This is a genomic window from Pseudarthrobacter sp. PH31-O2 (genome assembly GCF_030063265.1).
Classification (GTDB): Bacteria; Actinomycetota; Actinomycetes; order Actinomycetales; family Micrococcaceae; genus Arthrobacter.
The window spans coordinates 756,601-774,039 of sequence record NZ_JASIST010000001.1 but is presented as its reverse complement, the minus strand read 5'-3'; the positions used below and the strand labels follow the sequence as shown (position 1 = coordinate 774,039).

The window sequence follows — 17,439 nt, the reverse complement described above, 5'->3', positions numbered from 1 at the left end:
AGGACTATACGATGACCGAACTCAATGTGGCCCGCACGGCCCTCGAGGATGTCGAAGAGGCGCTTATGGATGTGATCGACCCTGAACTGGGCGTGAACATCGTTGATCTGGGCCTCCTGTACGGACTGAAGTACTCGGACGACGATGGCGCCCTGCTGATCGACATGACGCTTACGACGGCTGCCTGCCCGCTCACCGATGTGATCGAGGAGCAGGTCGGCAAGGCCCTCGACGGGGTCGTCGACGAATGGCGGCTGAACTGGGTGTGGATGCCGCCGTGGGGTCCGGAACGGATCACCGAAGATGGCCGCGACCAGATGCGGGCCCTCGGCTTCAACATCTAAGTCTGCACCGCGTCCCGGACGTACAGACGACGGCGGGCCCACCCCCTGGGGGCGGGCCCGCCGTCGGCGTTTCACGGCCTGCAGGGTCTGCGGCTACGGGGTGGCGCCGGTGAAGGTGTCGCACTGCTTGATATCCCCGGACGTGTAGCCCCGGTAGAACCAGGTCTGGCGCTGGGCACTGGAACCGTGGGTCCAGGCCTCCGGAGTCACCTTGCCGGTCGCGGCCTTCTGGATCCGGTCATCACCGACCGCCGAGGCAGCGGACAGCGCGTCCTTGAGGTCTTGCTCCTTGAGCGGTTCCAGGAACGGCACCCCGGTCGCGGGATCCTTCGCGGTGGTGGCGTAGTGCACCCACAAGCCCGCGTAGCAGTCAGCCTGCAGTTCCACCCGGACGGCCCCGGATTCGGGTCCTTGGGGATCCTGCTGGGCCCGGTCCAGGTTCCCCAGGATGTTCTGGACATGGTGGCCGAACTCGTGGGCCACCACATACTCCTGCGCCAGCGGTCCGCCGGAAGAACCAAACCGATCCACCAGTTCCTGGAAAAAGCCCGGGTCAAAGTACGCGGTACTGTCGGCGGGGCAGTAGAACGGCCCCACCTCCGAGGTGGCATTGCCACAGCCTGTGCCGGTGGCCGCAGCGAAGATAACAGTCTGCGGTTGCGGGTACCGGGTGCCGGTTTCCGCCAGGTAGGCGGGCCAGAACGCGTTCAGGCTGTTGACCGTTCCCGTGATCCGGCAGTCGAGGCGGGCGTCCGCATCGGCACCTGTCAGGCAGGCCGCGGCGGCGCCCTGCCCCTGCGGCCCGGGGTCCTGCGTGCTGCTTCCGCCAAGGCCATCCAGCAGGGCGGGATTTACGCCGAGCAGGACCGCGATCAACAGGACGATGCCCCCGCCAATCCCGCCGCCGACCTTGACTCCGCGGCCCGCGCCGCGGCGGTCTTGTACCTGGGATGGGTCCAGTTGGACGTTGTCATTAAAACTCATGGAGTCACAATATCGTGGACCGGCTGCCCGGCACTCCCCGGCCGGTAAAGTTGATTCGATGCCGTTTATCAACAGACTCCAGCAGTGGGCCGATGACCGCCCCGACGGTACCGCCGTCGTGGTGGCCGGGCAGCGCCTGAGCTGGGAGGAACTGCGCGAGGCGGCCGCCGGCCTGGTGGACGGCTCGCCCGCGGTGACGGTGCTCTGTGAGGAGAACTCCCTGCACTTCGCCGCGGCGTTTACGGCCGCGGTGGCGGGGGAGCGGCAATGCGCGGTGCTGGACCCGGCCTGGCCGCCGCACCTGCAGGACGAAATCAGGAAACGGATTGGCGACGCAGTTCCGGCCGCGGATGCGCTGGTCGCCGGGTCCGCTCTGGTGGACGGGCCGGCCGGGTCCCCGTTCCTGATCGGCCTGACCTCGGGCACCACGTCGGTTCCCAAGGCATTCAGCCGTTCCCGCCGGTCCTGGCGGCTGTCCTTTGACGCCTCGGTGGAGTTCTTCGGCCTGGAACCGGGGGACAGGACCCTGGCGCCCGGCCCGCTGGCCGCCAGCCTGAACCTCTATGCCCTGTCCGAATGCCTGTATGCAGGCTCGGAGTTCCACACCCTGGCCAGGTTCGACGTCGGAGAGGCACACGCTGCCGTCAGCCACGACGGAATCACCCGGCTGGTCCTGGTCCCTACGATGCTCCGGCTCCTTAGCGAACGGGGCCTAAGCGGTGGTGTCGACGCAGCCGGCATCCGGAGCATCATCTGCGCCGGTTCGAAGCTGGACGCGCGGACCCTCGAGGCGGCACGCCGCTGGGCACCCAATGCCACCATCTTCGAGTACTACGGCGCCTCGGAGCTCAGCTTCGTCTCCGGCGCGGGCCTCCTGCCCGGGCAGCCCCCGGAACAGCTCGGAACCGGTATCGGCACGGCATTTCCCGGCGTCGCAATCCGCATCCTCGACGACGCCGGAGACCCGTTGCCCGACCGAAGCGTTGGCAACATCTGCGTGCGCAGCGGGATGGTCAGTGACGGCTACCTCTGGGGCGACGACGGCCACGCGCTGCAGAACGTCAACGGATGGCACACCGTGGGAGACCAGGGCTACCTTGAGGGCGCCACGCTGCACATGCTGGGCCGACGCGCAGAGATGATCATCACCGCCGGCACCAACGTCTACCCGCATGAGGTGGAGCTGGCTTTGGCTGCCATTCCGGGCGTGGCCGCCGCTGTTGCCGCGGGCCCTGCGGATGATCTCCGCGGCCAGAAGGTCGTCGCCGGCATTGTCCCCTCCCACGGGGGCGTGACAGCGACCCAGCTGAAGGCGGGCGTTGAGGGCGTGCTGGCCCGCAGCAAACGGCCGTTGCAGTACTTCCTCCTGGCGGAGCTTCCCCTGACGGACCGCGGCAAACTCAGCCGGGAACTGATGCTCGACTGGATCGCCCGCAACGACCCCCGGGTCCGGCGCCTTGACTAACCCCAGCCCACTGATTCTTCCCGAGGACCGGCAGCCGGTCATCATCGCCGCCAGGCGCACCCCGATTTGCCGGGCCAACGGAGTCCTAAAGACCGTGCCCGCCCATGAACTCCTCGCCCCCGTCCTCCAAAGCCTGCTGCGCGACACGGCCGTGGCCCCGGAAGCTGTCGAGGACGTTCTGATCGGCAACGCCGTGGGCGGCGGCGGAAACGTGGCCCGGCTAGCGGCCCTCGAAGCCGGGCTGCCCGTCAGCGTCCCCGGTCTCACAGTGGACCGCCAGTGCGGCTCCGGTCTCGACGCAATTGTGCTCGCTTCCCGCTTTGTGGCCGCAGGCGGCGGCGGACTGTATCTGGCCGGCGGCGTGGAAAGCATCAGCACGGCCCCGCTTCGCGCCCGCACAAATAGCGCCGGCGTCCCGGAGTTCTTCTCCCGGGCGCAGTTTGTCCCCCCCGGATACGGTGACCCTGATATGGGGCAGGCCGCGGAAAACGTGGCCTCCCGCTTCGGGATCAGCCGGGAGCGCCAGGACGCCGGTGCGCTGCGCAGCCACCACCGCGCCCTGGCTTCGGCAGCGGCAGGACTCTTCGACGCCGAGATAGTTGAACTCCCCGGGGTGTCCGGACCGGACGGTCCGCGCACCATCCGGAGCGACGACGGGCCGCGCCGCGGGTTGACAGCGGCTGTGCTGGCCCGGTTCCCGCCGGCGTTTGCCGCCGCCGGTACCGTCACCGCAGGGAACTCATGCTTCGACGCCGACGCGGCCGCCGCCGTCGTGATCACCTCGGTCGAACGGGCACGTTCGCTCGGCGCCCGCGACGGGCTTTTGGTCCGGGGCACGCAGACGGCGGGCGTGGATCCGGAACTCCTGGGCATCGGCGCGGCGGTGGCGGCCGCGCGGGTGCTGGGCCGCAGCCGCGTTACGGCCGCGGAGCTGGGCCTGGTCGAGTTCAACGAGGCATTCGCAGCCCAGACGATTGCGTGCCTGGACCGGCTCGGCATCGACCCGGAGCGCGCAAACCTCGATGGCGGGGCCCTGGCCCTCGGGCACGCCTACGGGGCGTCCGGCGCGGTGCTGGTCACCCGGCTGCTGGCCCAGGCCCGCCGCACCCCGGTGCAGGGACAGCTGGCGCTTGCCCTGATCAGCATCGCCGGCGGAATGGGAACCGCGGCGCTGCTGGAATACCGGAGTCTTCGGTAGTTGCGTCCCTGCCTCCGGTGGACATGCCCAACCGCCGTCGGCGCATGGACATGCCCAACCCCGGGCTCACCCGGTGGACATAACAGGTCTGGGTCCAGTGGCACGGGCCAGGGGAGGACATGTCCAGCGGCGGGTGCGGCTAGGGGAGGACATGTCCAGCGGCGGGTGGGGCTGGCTCGCCATGCCCCTCGGTCCCGGTCCCGGTCTCGGCTTCGCCCAGGCCGCGAGCAGCGAGCGCCTCTCCGGTTTGCCGGGCAAAGGCGACTGTGGTGATAAAGACCGGGAGGATCAGGGCACGGGGGTTGCGTTCGAGCCCGCGGGCTCGGGCGGCATCGCGGACGTCGCCATAGGCGCCGGCGATGAACGGGATGCTGCGGAGCATAATGGCGATGGTCAATGCGAAGCGCTCGGGATCCGCACCGAGGCGCCGGAAGGGCCGCGCCAGCGAAGCAACCCCGTCGAGCAGCCGCTGCACCGGGGTGGTGGCGGTGAGGATCGACGCCGCCACAATACAGACCAGCACGTTCAAGACAATCCGTGCCGCGGTAGGACCGCCCAGCTGCCACCACTGGAACACCCCGATCACCAGCAGCACCGGAAGCACCGGCCGGACCGCCTGCATCAGCCGCGACAGGCCTGCGCCGCCCAGCAGGAACACCACGGACAGCACTGCCAGAGCTGCTGCCGAAGCGGCCCAGTCCACAATCAGGAACGACGCAAGGCCGCAGCCGACAACCAGCAGGAACTTCAGCCACAGCGGTGCGCGGTGCAGCAGGGTATCTCCGGGCACATAGTTGGCGAGCAGGAACGCGTGGTTGCTCATAGCTGTTCCGCCTGCGGATGCCCCCGCCTCGGCCGGACCGGACCGGGGGCCGGAGCTTGAGTGGGTCGTGGCCAGGAGCCGAAGGGCCCGCCGGCGCAGAGCCCGCGGTAGTGCTCGACGGCGGCGGCAGGGCCGCCGTCGAACACCACCGTGCCGGCGTCGACCACAAGGACCCGGTCAAGGTCCAGCGCCAGCTCCAGATCGTGGGTGGAGAGGATGACCTGCTGGCTGAGCCCGGCCAGGGTGCGCCGCAGCAGTTCCCGGTTGCGCAGGTCCAGCAGGGTCGACGGCTCGTCCAGGACCAGCACGGCCGGATCCACGGCCAGGACCGCCGCAAGAGCCAACAATTGGCGTTCCCCGCCGGACAGCTCGTAGATGCTCTGGTCCGCCAGGGGCAACAGCCCAAAGCGCTCCAGCACCGCTTCGGCCTTGCTTCGCCGGTCCCGGGCATTGCGGACCGAACGCCGGAGGGAAAGTTCCACATCCTCTCGGCCGGTCGGCATGACGAGTTGGGACAGCGGATCCGTAAAGACAAAACCAACGCGCCGGCGTACTTCCCGGACTGCGCGGACGGTGTCCTGCCCGTCTACAGTGACAGTCCCGCTGCTTGGTTGCACGAGCCCGTTCAACAGCCGCAACAGGGTGGACTTGCCGGAGCCGTTGGCACCAATCACTCCGATCCGCTGCTCCGTGAATCGCAGGGTGAGCCCCTTCAGCAGGGTCTTCGGCTCGGCCCGGCCGTCGATGTCCACCCGCACCGCGGCCCGGTCCAGCACGATGGTGCTCATGGCCGCTGGGCCGCCTTGGCGTTGGAACTGCTGCCGGCCGCGGGGCCGGCCGGCAGAACGGTTTGGACCCGGCGGAGCAGCAGGTCCGGGAAGGCCTTGTGCAGGGTCAGCGCAATTGTCACGGCCAGCACGTTTTTGATCACATCTCCCGGGTAGAAGACCAGGTCACCGAGGAACGCTTTTTCGAAGTCAAGCTTTGCATTAACCATCACACCCAGGATGCCGAGGCCGTGGACGAAGATGATGCTGCTCACCATCGCAGCAGCAAAGAGAAGCGCCGGGCGGCCCCTGCCGGTACGGCCCGCGGTCCGCCGGAGCACCATTGCGCTGAGCCAGCCCACCGCCGTCGCGGCAAACACGAAGCCGATGATGTAACCCGCCGAAGGACCGGCCAGGACCCCGAGCCCGCTGCGTCCGCCGCTGAAGATCGGCAGCCCGGCGAGACCAAGGAGCACATAGAGCCCGACGGCGGCAAACGCCCTGCCGGGGCCGAGCGCGAGACCGGTCAGCATCACGGCGAGCGTCTGCACCGTGATGGGAACACCCAGCCCGGCCACCGGAACGGCGGCAATCAAGGCTGAGCCGGCCACCAGCGCAGCGAAAACCGCGATCAGTGCCAGGTCGGTGGCGTTCCAGCGGTTCCGTTGCCGGGCGCGGGTGGCGGCGTCGCTGCCAGTGGTCTCTGTCATGGGATTTCCTATCGCAAGTGACACGGGGACTGCTCCTGGATTTGACTCTACGGCCGCAGCGGCAAGGGTTTTTTGTAGATGCCCTACTAACCAGCGGACCGCCGGCTGGAGGCCCCCGCCAACAGCTGGCCACCGGAGATTCGGGCCGCCGGCGGCGTCCTTGTCAACAGCCGTAGGCTGGGCCGGTAGACTTGAAGCGGCCGTTCTCTCGGCCACACTGCCCCGGCCCCCACCAGATTCCACCGTTGTGCCGCGGCGTTCCCCGTTGTGAAAGGCCTTAGCTGCATTGATTACCGTCCAGGATCTCGAACTGCGCGCCGGCGCCCGCCTCCTTATGGACCAGGTGAGTTTCCGGATCGACAAAGGAGACAAGATCGGCCTTGTTGGTCGTAACGGTGCAGGCAAGACCACTCTGACCCGGGTACTTGCAGGCGAGGGCCAGCCGGCCGGCGGCAAGGTCACCCGCAGCGGCGAGATCGGCTACCTGCCGCAGGACCCCCGGACCCCGGACATGGAGCAGCTGGCCCGCGACCGGATCCTGTCCGCCCGCGGACTGGACATCGCAGTCGGCAAACTCCGGCAGACCCACGAGGACATGGCCAGCGAAGACGCTGAGGTCCAGCGCAAGGCCATGAACCGCTACGACCGGCTTGAATCGGAGTTCCTGGCCGCCGGCGGTTACGCGGCCGAAGCTGAGGCCGCGGCGATCTGCTCCAACCTCGCACTGCCGGACCGGCTGCTGAACCAGCCGCTCAAAACCCTCTCCGGCGGTCAGCGCCGCCGCGTCGAACTCGCCCGCATCCTCTACTCCGACGCCGAGACGATGCTCCTCGATGAACCCACCAACCACCTGGATGCGGACTCGATCGCCTGGCTCCGCGAGTTCCTCAAGAACCACCAGGGTGGTCTGATAGTTATCAGTCACGACACCGAGCTGCTTGAGGCCACCGTCAACAAGGTGTTCCTGCTCGATCCCAACCGCGCCCAAATCGACTTCTACAACATGGACTGGAAGCGTTACCTCACCCAGCGCGAGACGGACGAGCGTGCGCGCAAGCGGGAGCGCGCCAATGCCGAGAAGAAGGCCCAGGTCCTCTTCGACCAGGCCAACAAGATGCGCGCCAAGGCCACCAAAGCTGTGGCCGCGCAGAACATGGCCAAGCGTGCCGAGCGTCTGCTCGGCGGCCTGGAAGCCGTGCGTGCCACCGACCGCGTTGCGGCGCTGCGCTTCCCGGATCCGTCGCCTTGCGGCAAAACCCCGCTCACCGCCGACGGCCTCAGCAAGTCCTTTGGCTCGCTGGAAATCTTCACCGACGTCGACCTGGCCATCGACCGCGGTTCCAAGGTGGTCATTCTGGGCCTCAACGGCGCCGGGAAGACGACCCTGCTGCGGATGCTCGCGGGCGTCGACAAGCCGGATACCGGCGAAGTCGTGGCAGGCCACGGTCTGAAAGTTGGTTACTACGCGCAGGAGCACGAGACGCTCGACGTCGACCGCACGGTCCTGCAGAACATGCGTTCCTCAGCCCCGGACATGAACGACGCCGAAGTGCGCAACATCCTGGGTTCGTTCCTGTTCTCCGGTGACGACGTCGACAAACCCGCCGGTGTGCTCTCCGGCGGTGAGAAGACCCGGCTGGCCCTCGCCACCATCGTGGCCTCCAGCGCGAACGTACTGCTCCTCGATGAGCCCACGAACAACCTCGACCCGGCAAGCCGCGCAGAAATCCTCGGGGCCTTGAGCAACTACACCGGCGCTGTTGTGCTTGTCAGCCACGATGAAGGCGCCGTGGCGGCGCTGAACCCGGAGCGGGTTGTGCTGCTGCCCGACGGCATCGAGGACCACTGGAACGAAGACTACCTGGACCTGATTACCCTGGCGTAGGGCGGGCCGCACGTTACCGTACGGCCAGCACTGTGGCTTCGGTGATCCGCTGCAGCTCAACGTAGCTGATGGAGAACATCGAGTTGTGGTCTCCGGCACCGGCCCAAAGAACGGGGTGGGCCGCCAGCGACTGATCGAGCAGCGTCCTGATTTTTTTCGGATGCCCGACCGGTGCGACGCCGCCTACTTCCTGGCCCGTATGTTCGAGCACAAAGCCGGGCGAGGCCCGGCGGATCCTGCCGGCGCCAAGTTCCGCGCTGACCTTTGGGAGATCAACTTTCGCCGCCCCGCTGGCCAGGATCAGCAGCGGCACCCCTTCGAGGTCGAAGACCAGGCTGTTGGCGATGGCGGCGACGTCGCAGCCCAGGGCGGCGGCCGCGGCGGCCGCCGTCGGGACAATCGAGTCGAAAACCGTAACGGTGTCCGCGGCACCGAGCGCGTGCAATGCGTGCTGCACCCTGGCCACGGGCCCCGGCAGCGGGCCGTCCACGCCTCAGAACCCCTGGGCGTCCAGGAGGGCGTCTTCCTCTTCCTCCGCGGTGGCTTGCTTCCGTTTGCGGGGGACCGGACGACGGCGCACGGCAGTGCCGCTGGAATGGGTCGGCCCGCCGTCGGTTTGGGCGTCCTCGGCGTCAATGGCCGCGTTTCGTGCCTGCTGCCTGGCCGCGTACCCGAAGCCGATGAACATCAGCACGCCAAACGCGAACCACTGCAGAGAGTAGGAGAGGTGGGTTCCCTCGTCCGTGGAGGGCTTGGGGAAGGGGAAGGGCATATCCGCCGCGGCCGGGCTCTCTGACGCAAGCTGCCCGTAAGCGCCGCTGAGCAGGGGATACCCCAGCTGGGCGGAATAGGCGGCGAGGTCAATCGAGGCCAGCTGGCCGTCCGGGGCGCCGCGCTGGAGAGCGGGCTCGGCCGGCTTCAGGCGGGCGACGACTGTCACTGTGCCTTGCGGGGGGGCAGGAACCGCGTCGGGGCGTCCCGGGGTGTTGTTGCCGATCGGCAACCAGCCCCGGTCGATCACCACCGTCTCACCGGTGTCCACCCGGAACGGGACAACAACTTCGTAGCCCGGCTGGCCGTTGAGCGGGCGGTTGCGGACCACGCGCTGGCCACCGACGTCGTAGCTGCCCTTCAGTTCCACCTGTGTCCACTCGCGTTCGGGCGCCAGCGCGCTGAACTGGCCCTTGACCTCAGCGAAAGGAACGGGCGCGGCGGAATAGTTCGACGTGACGCGGTTGATGCCGGCCAGGGTCTCCGCCCGGCGATCCATCTGCCAGCGGCCCAAGCCGACGCAGGCCGCGGCAAATATGGCGGCCAGCAACAGGTACCCCAGCCATTTGCTGGAGAACAGAAAACGGTACATTCAGCTTGCCCTGCCTGCCGGGTTCAGTGCCACTGTGTCCTTCCAGAGCCCGCGGGCCTGCAGGTACTCCTCGAACCAGGGCCGGTGTTCTCCGCAGGCCAGCCAGATCTTGCGCCGGTCCGGGGTGTGGATTTTGGGGTTGTTCCAGCGGAGCTGCCATTCAGCGCCGCGCCGGCAGCCCTTCCGGGAGCAGACAGCTTCGGCCGGACCGGCCTCACCGCTGTTTCCGGTCAGGTCAAAGAGGTTCATGATGCGGCCCTTCCGTGTTTCCCGTCGCCGCCGGCGTTTCGCTCTGGAACCTCCGCGGACGCCTGCGTGAGGTCATCATCATCAACGATTTCGCCTTGCAGCAGCGTCATCGACGGGTCCTCCGGCGCCGGGGCAACCGGGCCGCCGGGACCGGTAGGGGCAGCCGGGCCGGCCGCCTCGCCCGGACCGGCGGGCGCTTCAAGCTGAGCCAGTGGCGCATAGTCCAGCAGCGAATCGGAGTGGATCTCGGCCGCATCGCTGCCGTTGGCCACTATAACGGCAAACCAGGGCAGGAACACGGCGCCGACGATCGGGAGGATCTTGAGCCAGCCGTCCACCACAAAAATCAGGACCAGGCACACCATGCGGATACCCATGGCGACGGCGTACTTGATCATCCGCTGGCGCATCTCTTCAGAGTGTGCGGCGGCGGCGTCAGTAATGCTGTGAACCTCGGAGTCACCGGACGGTAGTTCCGGATTCCCGTCCGCAGGTCCACGGGGTCGGTTTTTGAGTGTCAAGGCTGTCAGATCACGCTCCCAGGGCTCAGTTCAATTCTCTCACCAACGACGGGGCCGCCCAAACGCGGGCCCGCCGGGCGCTAAGATCGAAGGCAGGAAAAATCCCGCCCACCAGCGCGGCGCCGGCCGCCGCAGAATTCCGGAGCCCACCATGCCTGAAACAGCCAGCACCGGCCGCAGTGTCCTGATCACCGGCGGAAACCGCGGAATTGGCCTCGCCATCGCCGAAGCGTTCCTCGCCAACGGGGATAAAGTGGCAGTCACCTACCGCAGCGAAGCGGATCTCCCGGCCGGCATTCTTGGCGTTAAGGCCGACGTTACGGACGAAGCATCCGTGGACGCCGCGTTCGCGGACGTGGAGGCGGCCCACGGTGCGGTCGAGGTGCTGGTCGCCAACGCCGGTATCACCAAAGACACCCTCCTGATGCGCATGAGCGAGGACGACTTCACCTCTGTCATCGACACCAACCTTACGGGCGCTTTCCGCGTGATCAAGCGGGCCTCCAAGGGTATGATCCGGGCCCGCAAGGGCCGCGTGGTCCTGATCTCGTCCGTCTCGGGCCTCTTCGGCGCACCGGGCCAGATCAACTATTCGGCCTCCAAGGCCGGCCTCGTCGGCATCGCCCGCTCACTGACGCGCGAGCTGGGCGCCCGCGGTATCACTGCCAACGTTGTGGCACCTGGCTTCATCAACACCGACATGACGGCGGAACTGCCCGAGGCAACGCGGAAGGACTACCTGTCCAAGGTTCCCGCTGCGCGCTTTGCCGAGGCCTCCGAGGTGGCCAACGTGGTCCGCTGGATCGCCAGTGACGAGGCCGCCTACATCTCAGGTGCCGTCATCCCGGTCGACGGCGGCCTCGGCATGGGCCACTAAGCCGGATCCGGACGCGCCGTGGACCCGGCGGGAGCCGCGGCGCCCCCGGCGGTGGTGGCACCGGCCGGGTGGTTCCCGGACGGCACCATTGCGGCGGTGCAGACCGAAGTTCCGGGGAGTGATCCGCGCAGGAGCGGAACCCGTGCCGGCGTCCTCGGCCCTGGTCGGCACTAGCCTGCCGCAGCTTCTTTGTTGACCCCAAACAACTGAAATCACCCGCAGCGCTGGCATGATGGTCTGCAGACCCACCGTTTTTGGACGTTTGGAACAAAGGAGCTCGAATGGGACTGCTGGATAACAAGACCGCAATCGTGACCGGTTCGTCGCGGGGCATTGGCGCTGAGGTAGCCAAGTTCCTCGCCGCCGAAGGCGCCGCCGTCGTGGTGAACTACCGCCAGAAGGCGCCCCGCGCCAACAAGGTGGTTGCGGAAATCGAGGCGGCCGGCGGCCGCGCTGCCGCCGTCGGAGCGGACCTCACCACCCAGGAAGGCGTCCAGGCTCTCGCCAGTGCCGCGATGGAGAACTTCGGTTCCCTCGACATCCTGGTCCTCAACGCCTCAGGCGGGATGGAATCCGGCATGGAGGAGGACTACGCGCTCAAGCTCAACCGGGACGCCCAGGTGAATATGCTTAATGCCGCAGTGCCGTTGCTGCCCGAGGGTGCCCGCGTGGTCTTTGTCACGAGCCACCAGGCGCATTTCATCAACACGGTGCCCACCATGGAGAACTATGAGCCGGTGGCACGCAGCAAGCGCGCCGGTGAAGACGCACTCCGCGAACTCATTCCAAACCTTGCCGAAAAGGGCATCTCCCTTGTCGTCGTTTCCGGCGACATGATCGAGGGAACCGTCACGGCGACTTTGCTGGACCGCTCCAACCCGGGCGCCATCGAAGCCCGCCGCGCCGAGGCCGGACGGTTGTACTCCGTGAAGGAGTTCGCGGCAGAGGTCGCCAAGATGGCCACTGCCGACGTCGAAAGCGGGCACACCGAATACGTCGGCGGGGCCGACTACTTCGACAAGAGCAGCAACTGATGACTGGCTGCTTATGCGGTTAACGGCAAAGGCCGGGGCACCTGCCCCGGCCTTTGCCGCCGCTGCCGCGGTTCAAACGCCGGCGATAAACCGAACAGCGTCGAGATAGGGCAGGTTCACTGCGGCGTCCGCCACCGCCCGGACTGCAGGTTTGGCGTTGAACGCCACCCCGATCCCGGCCGCTTCGAGCATGTCCAGGTCGTTGGCGCCGTCGCCCACAGCAATTGTGTGCTCCATCGGGATGCCTTCTATGGCGGCCCATTCACGCAGGTATTTCTCCTTCGCCGCCCGGTCGATGACCGCACCGAGGACTTTCCCGGTCAGCGCACCATCGGCGATTTCCAGTTCGTTGGCGATCCAGTAATCAAGGCCAAGGCCCTCCGCGATCGGTTCCAGGATCTGGTTAAAGCCGCCGGAGACCACCGCCACCACATGGCCGGCGGCCCGGAAAGCTGCCACGAGCTCGGCCGCGCCGGGACTCAGCGCGACCTCGGCGCGGACATCGTCGACGACGTCGGCTGGCAGCCCGGCAAGCACCGCCACCCGTGCGTGCAGGCTCTGGGCAAAATCCAGTTCTCCTCGCATGGCGGCCTCGGTCACCGCTGCCACTTCTTCGCGCTTGCCGGCGTGCGCCGCGAGCAGTTCAATCACTTCCTGCTGAATGAGGGTGGAGTCCACGTCCAGGATGAGGAATTTCCGCTGCGCATTGCGGAGCGTGGCCGGCACGATCGCCGTGTCGATTCCGGCCGCGCCGTTTGCTGCAACTGCCCGGCGGAGGTCAGCGAGCGCCGCCCCGGACTGGCTCCCGGCAAAGCTCAGGTCCGCCATGTGAACATCAAAACGGCCGTCGCCGGTGCGGGTCTCCGCGTCCAGCGTCAGTCCCGCTGCCGCGAGCAGCGAACGGATCCGCTGCACCTCGGGAAGACTCAGTTTCGGGGCATAGCTCACGGCTGTCACTAACAGGTTCATGGCAGTAATCCTAGCGATCCGGCGGATACGGCTCCGAATTCGTTGCGTCCCGGTGACGCCTCGGCTGGCGGACAACACGGCCCCGGGGTACCGGTTATCAGTCGCCCGGTTTTTTGTCCTAGTGTCTACTCCTATGAGTGATGTTCTTGAAATGGCCGCCGTCAGCGTTGTACGTGGGGCAAAGACCCTCCTGGACAAGGTCGACTGGCAGGTCAAGGAAGGCGAACGTTGGGTGATCCTGGGTCCCAACGGTGCCGGCAAGACCACTCTGCTCCAACTGGCCGCCGCGCGGATACACCCCACGTCCGGGATGGCCGGCATCCTGGAGGAAATTCTTGGCGCCGTCGACGTTTTTGAGCTCAGGCCCCGGATCGGGCTGTCCTCAGCGGCACTGGCCAACCAGATCCCAGGACACGAGAAGGTCCTCAACGTCGTTGTCACGGCAGCCTACGGCGTCACCGGAAGGTGGCGGGAGGGCTATGAGAAAGACGACGAACGCCGCGCTTTCGCCCTCCTGAACGAGTGGGGCATGGGCCCGCTGCTCAACCGGAGCTTCGCTTCCCTCTCCGAGGGGGAGCGCAAGCGGGTCCAGATCGCCCGGGCCCTGATGACCGATCCCGAGCTGCTGCTCCTCGATGAACCCGCCGCCGGGCTCGACCTGGCCGGCCGGGAGGACCTGGTCTACCGGCTAAGCAGCCTTGCCCGCGACGAGGCTGCGCCGGCCATGGTGCTGGTCACGCATCACCTGGAGGAAGTCCCGCCGGGCTTCACCCACGCCATGCTGCTCCGCGACGGCGCCGTGGTGGCCAAGGGCCCGATTGAAGGCGTCCTCACGGCCGCGAACCTGAGTAAAACGTTCGGGCTGCAGCTGGACCTCAGCGTCGTGGCAGGCCGGTACACGGCCACCGCACGCCGCTGAACCGGCGGCTGAGCGCGCGTGGATTTCTTCAATAGCGTCTTCATTTTTTTCGCCGGACTCTGGGCCGGCACCATCAACAGTGTGGTCGGTTCCGGCACCCTGGTGACGTTCCCGGTGCTGATCGCGCTCGGCTACGCGCCCGTGACGGCGTCCATCAGCAATGCGATGGGCCTGGTCGCCGGGAACGCCGCCGGAGCCTGGGGCTACCGCAAGGAATTGTCGGGGCGAGGCAAACAGCTGCTTCGGCTGTTGCCCGCCTCGCTGCTGGGCGGCATCACGGGGGCGTACCTGCTGCTGCATCTGCCGGAAAAGGTCTTCCATTACGCCGCGCCGGCCCTGATTGTGCTGGCTCTGCTGATGGTGGTGTTCCAGCCGCGGCTGCAGCAGTGGGTCAGGGTCCGGGAGCAGAACCCCGAACACGCCATCCGGGACCGCAGCCACGGTGTAATCCTCGTGGGCCTGGTCTACCTCGCCGGTGTCTACGGAGGCTACTTTGTTGCCGCCCAGGGCATCCTGCTGGTCGGGATTCTGGGCATCTTTATGACCGGCACCATCCAGAACGCCAATGCGATGAAAAATATCCTGGTCCTGGGCGTGAACGTCGTGGCAGCGGCCTCCTATTTGCTATTTGCCTTCGGCCGGATCGAATGGGCCGTCGTCGGTTTGATTGCGGTCAGTTCACTGATCGGCGGTTTCGTCGGGTCCAAAGTCGGTCGACGGCTGTCCCCGGTGGTGCTGCGCGGCGTCATCTTCGTTTTGGGCCTGGTGGCCCTCGGTTTTATGATCGCCAACCTCTTCAAGTAGCCCGATGACCGTTGATAGCTTCCGCTGAAATGACCCGCCAGTGACTTTCCACCGCCTCGACTCCGCCGATGACCCCCGGGTCTCGGACTACACCCAGCTCACGGACGTGCACCTGCGCAAGCTCCGCGAACCCGCAGAGGGTATGTATATCGCGGAGTCTTCCCGGGTACTGCGCCGGGCCCTCGCCGCGGGGCACCGGCCCCGTTCCTTCTTCCTGGCCGACAAATGGCGTGCAGACCTCGCGGACATTTTTGAGCAGTACCCGGACGTTCCCGCCTACATCGGTTCCGCGGCCCTGCTGGAGGACATCACCGGTTTCCACCTGCACCGCGGCGCGATGGCTGCCATGCAGCGCCCCGAACCTGTGCCGCTGCCCGAGCTCCTCGCCGGGGCACACCGGGTCGCCGTGCTGGAGGACATTGTGGACCACACAAACGTGGGCGCGATTTTCCGTTCAGCGGCGGCCCTGGGGGTCGACGCCGTCCTGATCTCGCCGCGCTGCGGGGACCCGCTGTACCGCCGCAGCGTCAGGGTCAGCATGGGGGCGGTGTTCCAGGTGCCGTGGGCCCGGCTGGAGGACTGGCCGGGGGACCTGCGGGTACTCCGCAGCCATGGCTTTACCGTGGCAGCCATGGAGCTCACGGACGACGCCGTGGACCTGGACGATCTGGCTGCGCGGCAGCCGCAGAAACTCGCCCTGGTCCTCGGTACCGAGGGCGCCGGGATGAGCGCGTCCACTCTCGCCGCCGTCGATCTCGCCGTCAAAATCCCGATGCGCGCCGGCGTTGACTCGCTCAACGTCGCTGCTGCCTCCGCCGTAGCCTTCTGGGAGCTTCGTCCGCGCGGTTGAACAGCATCACCTGCCAGGCGGCGAAGGCGCCGGCTTTCCGCTATGATTGATAGCTGGCCGTCCGGTGCATTCCGCTGGCCATCCCATTCATACCTGGCAACTGGCAAAATCCAGTTGTGCGAACAAAGGTCCAATTATGAAGTCTGATACTCACCCGAAGTACGAAGCTGTTGTTTTCAACGACCTGGCTTCCGGCGTCAAGTTCCTGACCAAGTCCACCGTGTCTTCCAAAAAGACCATCGAGTGGGAAGACGGAAACACCTACCCGGTTATCGACGTCGAAATCTCCTCCGAGTCCCACCCGTTCTACACGGGCAAGCAGCGCATTATGGACTCTGCAGGCCGCGTCGAGCGCTTCAACGCTCGCTTCAAGGGCTTCGGCGGCAAGAAGTAACTTCTTCTCCCCAAGGTCTTTTGGAAAAGCCCGCACCGGTGACGGTGCGGGCTTTTTGCGTCCCGGGCAGTGCGGCGCTGCAGCGTGGTTGCGGTGCGGTCACCGCGTGGCAGGATTAAGGACATGACGTCCCCCTCCCCCACCCCGGCCCCCCCTTCCACCTCCCCTGACGACGACGGCCGCCGGCACGGGGAGTACAAGGTCCCCGGCGGCAAACTGGTGGTGGCCGATTTCGACGTCGTTGACGGCATGCTCGCGAACGTCTCACTCAGCGGGGACTTCTTCCTGGAACCCGATGAGGTGCTGCTGGAGATCAACCGGGCACTCACCGGCCTCGCCGCGGACACCAGTGCTGCGGACCTCGCGGCCGCGGTGGCAGCGGCCCTGCCGCCGGACGCCGTCCTGTTCGGTTTTTCCGCCAACGCGATAGCGGTCACGGTCCGGCGCGCCCTCGCTAAGGCCACCGGCTGGGGGGACCACCATTGGAACATCATCGCCCCGTCCGTGCTGCCCACCCGGATCAACGTTGCCTTGGACGAGGTGTTGACGGAAGAAGTTGGCGCGGGGCGCCGCAACCCCACCCTGCGCTTCTGGGACTGGGAAGAACCGTCAGTCGTGATCGGTAGTTTCCAGTCGTTCCGCAACGAACTGGATCCCGCCGGCGTCGAACGCCACGGCATCAGTGTGGTCCGCCGGATCAGTGGAGGGGGAGCGATGTTTATGGAGGCAGGCAACTGCATCACGTACTCCCTGTACCTGCCGCAGAGCCTGGTGGACGGCATCAGCTTTGCCGATTCCTACGGTTTCCTCGACGCCTGGGTGATGTCAGCCCTTGAGAAGGTCGGGATCAGCGCCTTCTACGTGCCGCTCAACGACATCGCCACCGAGCAAGGCAAGATTGGCGGTGCGGCGCAGAAGCGGCTCGCGAACGGCGGCATGCTGCACCACGTGACCATGAGCTACGACATCGATGCGGACAAGATGGTCGACGTCCTGCGGATCGGCAAGGAGAAGCTTTCCGACAAGGGCAGCCGGAGCGCAAAAAAGCGGGTCGACCCGCTCCGGCGGCAGACCGGGCTGAGCCGCGCCGAAATCGTCGCGGCCATGATCGATGTCTTCGCCGAACGCTACGCCGCGACTCCCTCGGAAATCACCCACGCCGAGCTCGCGGCCGCGCACCAGCGGGTTGAGGACAAGTTCGGCACCGCGGAGTGGCTGCACCGGGTGCCCTGAGCCCAGCTGCGCCCGGCGGTCCCGGGTCAGCCGCGGTCCCGGCCCGTACG

The 17,439-nt window shown here is 66.9% G+C and carries 19 protein-coding genes and 1 pseudogene; 11 read left to right on the top strand and 9 right to left on the bottom strand.

The window, feature by feature from the left end:
* Window positions 1-11: 11 nt before the first annotated feature.
* Complete coding sequence (locus QMG72_RS03515) at window positions 12-344, top strand: metal-sulfur cluster assembly factor (protein WP_226774901.1); 333 nt, start codon at window positions 12-14, stop codon at window positions 342-344.
* A gap of 93 nt (window positions 345-437) precedes the next feature.
* Here QMG72_RS03515 and ypfJ read toward each other — a convergent pair whose 3' ends face one another.
* A complete protein-coding gene (gene ypfJ, locus QMG72_RS03510; protein WP_226774902.1) occupies window positions 438-1,328 on the bottom strand; it encodes a KPN_02809 family neutral zinc metallopeptidase in 891 nt (296 codons plus the stop codon).
* Between the two features lie 58 nt (window positions 1,329-1,386).
* On the opposite strand from ypfJ, the gene QMG72_RS03505 reads away from it, so the two are divergent.
* A complete protein-coding gene (locus QMG72_RS03505) occupies window positions 1,387-2,793 on the top strand; it encodes a class I adenylate-forming enzyme family protein (protein ID WP_283479660.1) in 1,407 nt (468 codons plus the stop codon).
* Entirely contained in the window at window positions 2,786-3,991 is a 1,206-nt protein-coding gene (locus QMG72_RS03500) for a thiolase family protein (protein WP_283479658.1), read from the top strand. The genes QMG72_RS03505 and QMG72_RS03500 overlap by 8 nt, the downstream gene beginning before the upstream one ends.
* 139 nt (window positions 3,992-4,130) lie before the next feature.
* Here the strand turns inward: QMG72_RS03500 and QMG72_RS03495 are convergent, their stop codons facing one another.
* From QMG72_RS03495 to QMG72_RS03485, 3 genes and pseudogenes are all read right to left on the bottom strand, one after another.
* Window positions 4,131-4,814 carry an energy-coupling factor transporter transmembrane component T family protein gene (locus QMG72_RS03495; protein WP_226774905.1) on the bottom strand — a complete coding sequence of 228 codons (684 nt, stop codon included), beginning with the start codon at window positions 4,812-4,814 and terminating at the stop codon, window positions 4,131-4,133.
* Window positions 4,811-5,500: pseudogene (locus tag QMG72_RS03490) on the bottom strand (energy-coupling factor ABC transporter ATP-binding protein); the annotation flags it as partial. The gene QMG72_RS03495 and the pseudogene QMG72_RS03490, both read right to left, overlap by 4 nt.
* A gap of 98 nt (window positions 5,501-5,598) precedes the next feature.
* Window positions 5,599-6,291, bottom strand: coding sequence for a biotin transporter BioY (locus QMG72_RS03485; protein WP_226774907.1), 693 nt, complete (start codon window positions 6,289-6,291; stop codon window positions 5,599-5,601).
* 286 nt (window positions 6,292-6,577) lie between these two features.
* On the opposite strand from QMG72_RS03485, the gene QMG72_RS03480 reads away from it, so the two are divergent.
* Window positions 6,578-8,176: an ABC-F family ATP-binding cassette domain-containing protein gene (locus QMG72_RS03480; protein ID WP_226774908.1), complete on the top strand. Its 1,599-nt coding sequence runs from the start codon at window positions 6,578-6,580 to the stop codon at window positions 8,174-8,176.
* 13 nt (window positions 8,177-8,189) lie between these two features.
* On the opposite strand, the gene QMG72_RS03475 is transcribed toward QMG72_RS03480, so the two are convergent.
* The 4 genes from QMG72_RS03475 to QMG72_RS03460 are packed head-to-tail and all read right to left on the bottom strand — an operon-like array spanning window position 8,190 to window position 10,309.
* Window positions 8,190-8,666: a YbaK/EbsC family protein gene (locus tag QMG72_RS03475; RefSeq protein ID WP_226774909.1), complete on the bottom strand. Its 477-nt coding sequence runs from the start codon at window positions 8,664-8,666 to the stop codon at window positions 8,190-8,192.
* 3 nt (window positions 8,667-8,669) lie between these two features.
* A complete protein-coding gene (locus tag QMG72_RS03470) occupies window positions 8,670-9,539 on the bottom strand; it encodes an SURF1 family cytochrome oxidase biogenesis protein (RefSeq protein ID WP_226774910.1) in 870 nt (289 codons plus the stop codon).
* The gene (locus tag QMG72_RS03465; RefSeq protein WP_253032785.1) at window positions 9,540-9,788 is read right to left on the bottom strand and encodes a hypothetical protein; all 249 of its coding nucleotides are present in this window, start codon (window positions 9,786-9,788) and stop codon (window positions 9,540-9,542) included.
* On the bottom strand, window positions 9,785-10,309 hold the full coding sequence (locus QMG72_RS03460) for a DUF3099 domain-containing protein (RefSeq protein WP_226774912.1): 525 nt from the start codon (window positions 10,307-10,309) through the stop codon (window positions 9,785-9,787). The genes QMG72_RS03465 and QMG72_RS03460 overlap by 4 nt, the downstream gene beginning before the upstream one ends.
* Before the next feature lie 151 nt (window positions 10,310-10,460).
* On the opposite strand from QMG72_RS03460, the gene fabG reads away from it, so the two are divergent.
* Window positions 10,461-11,186: a 3-oxoacyl-ACP reductase FabG gene (gene fabG, locus QMG72_RS03455; RefSeq protein WP_226774913.1), complete on the top strand. Its 726-nt coding sequence runs from the start codon at window positions 10,461-10,463 to the stop codon at window positions 11,184-11,186.
* A 281-nt stretch (window positions 11,187-11,467) separates the two neighbouring features.
* The gene (locus QMG72_RS03450; RefSeq protein ID WP_226774914.1) at window positions 11,468-12,220 is read left to right on the top strand and encodes an SDR family oxidoreductase; all 753 of its coding nucleotides are present in this window, start codon (window positions 11,468-11,470) and stop codon (window positions 12,218-12,220) included.
* 72 nt (window positions 12,221-12,292) lie between these two features.
* Here the strand turns inward: QMG72_RS03450 and serB are convergent, their stop codons facing one another.
* The gene (gene serB, locus QMG72_RS03445) at window positions 12,293-13,189 is read right to left on the bottom strand and encodes a phosphoserine phosphatase SerB (RefSeq protein WP_282359938.1); all 897 of its coding nucleotides are present in this window, start codon (window positions 13,187-13,189) and stop codon (window positions 12,293-12,295) included.
* A 133-nt stretch (window positions 13,190-13,322) separates the two neighbouring features.
* Between serB and QMG72_RS03440 the strand changes: the two genes are divergently transcribed.
* The 5 genes from QMG72_RS03440 (at window position 13,323) to lplAB (ending at window position 17,389) form a co-directional block, all read left to right on the top strand.
* On the top strand, window positions 13,323-14,108 hold the full coding sequence (locus QMG72_RS03440; protein WP_282359937.1) for an ABC transporter ATP-binding protein: 786 nt from the start codon (window positions 13,323-13,325) through the stop codon (window positions 14,106-14,108).
* Window positions 14,109-14,126: 18 nt separating this feature from the next.
* A complete protein-coding gene (locus QMG72_RS03435; protein WP_226774917.1) occupies window positions 14,127-14,912 on the top strand; it encodes a sulfite exporter TauE/SafE family protein in 786 nt (261 codons plus the stop codon).
* Between the two features lie 40 nt (window positions 14,913-14,952).
* The gene (locus tag QMG72_RS03430; RefSeq protein WP_282359936.1) at window positions 14,953-15,762 is read left to right on the top strand and encodes a TrmH family RNA methyltransferase; all 810 of its coding nucleotides are present in this window, start codon (window positions 14,953-14,955) and stop codon (window positions 15,760-15,762) included.
* A 136-nt stretch (window positions 15,763-15,898) separates the two neighbouring features.
* Window positions 15,899-16,156, top strand: a complete 258-nt coding sequence (locus QMG72_RS03425) for a type B 50S ribosomal protein L31 (protein WP_024365679.1) — start codon at window positions 15,899-15,901, stop codon at window positions 16,154-16,156.
* A 123-nt stretch (window positions 16,157-16,279) separates the two neighbouring features.
* Window positions 16,280-17,389, top strand: a complete 1,110-nt coding sequence (lplAB, locus tag QMG72_RS03420; RefSeq protein ID WP_283479642.1) for a lipoate-protein ligase LplAB — start codon at window positions 16,280-16,282, stop codon at window positions 17,387-17,389.
* The last annotated feature ends 50 nt before the right edge of the window (window positions 17,390-17,439 follow it).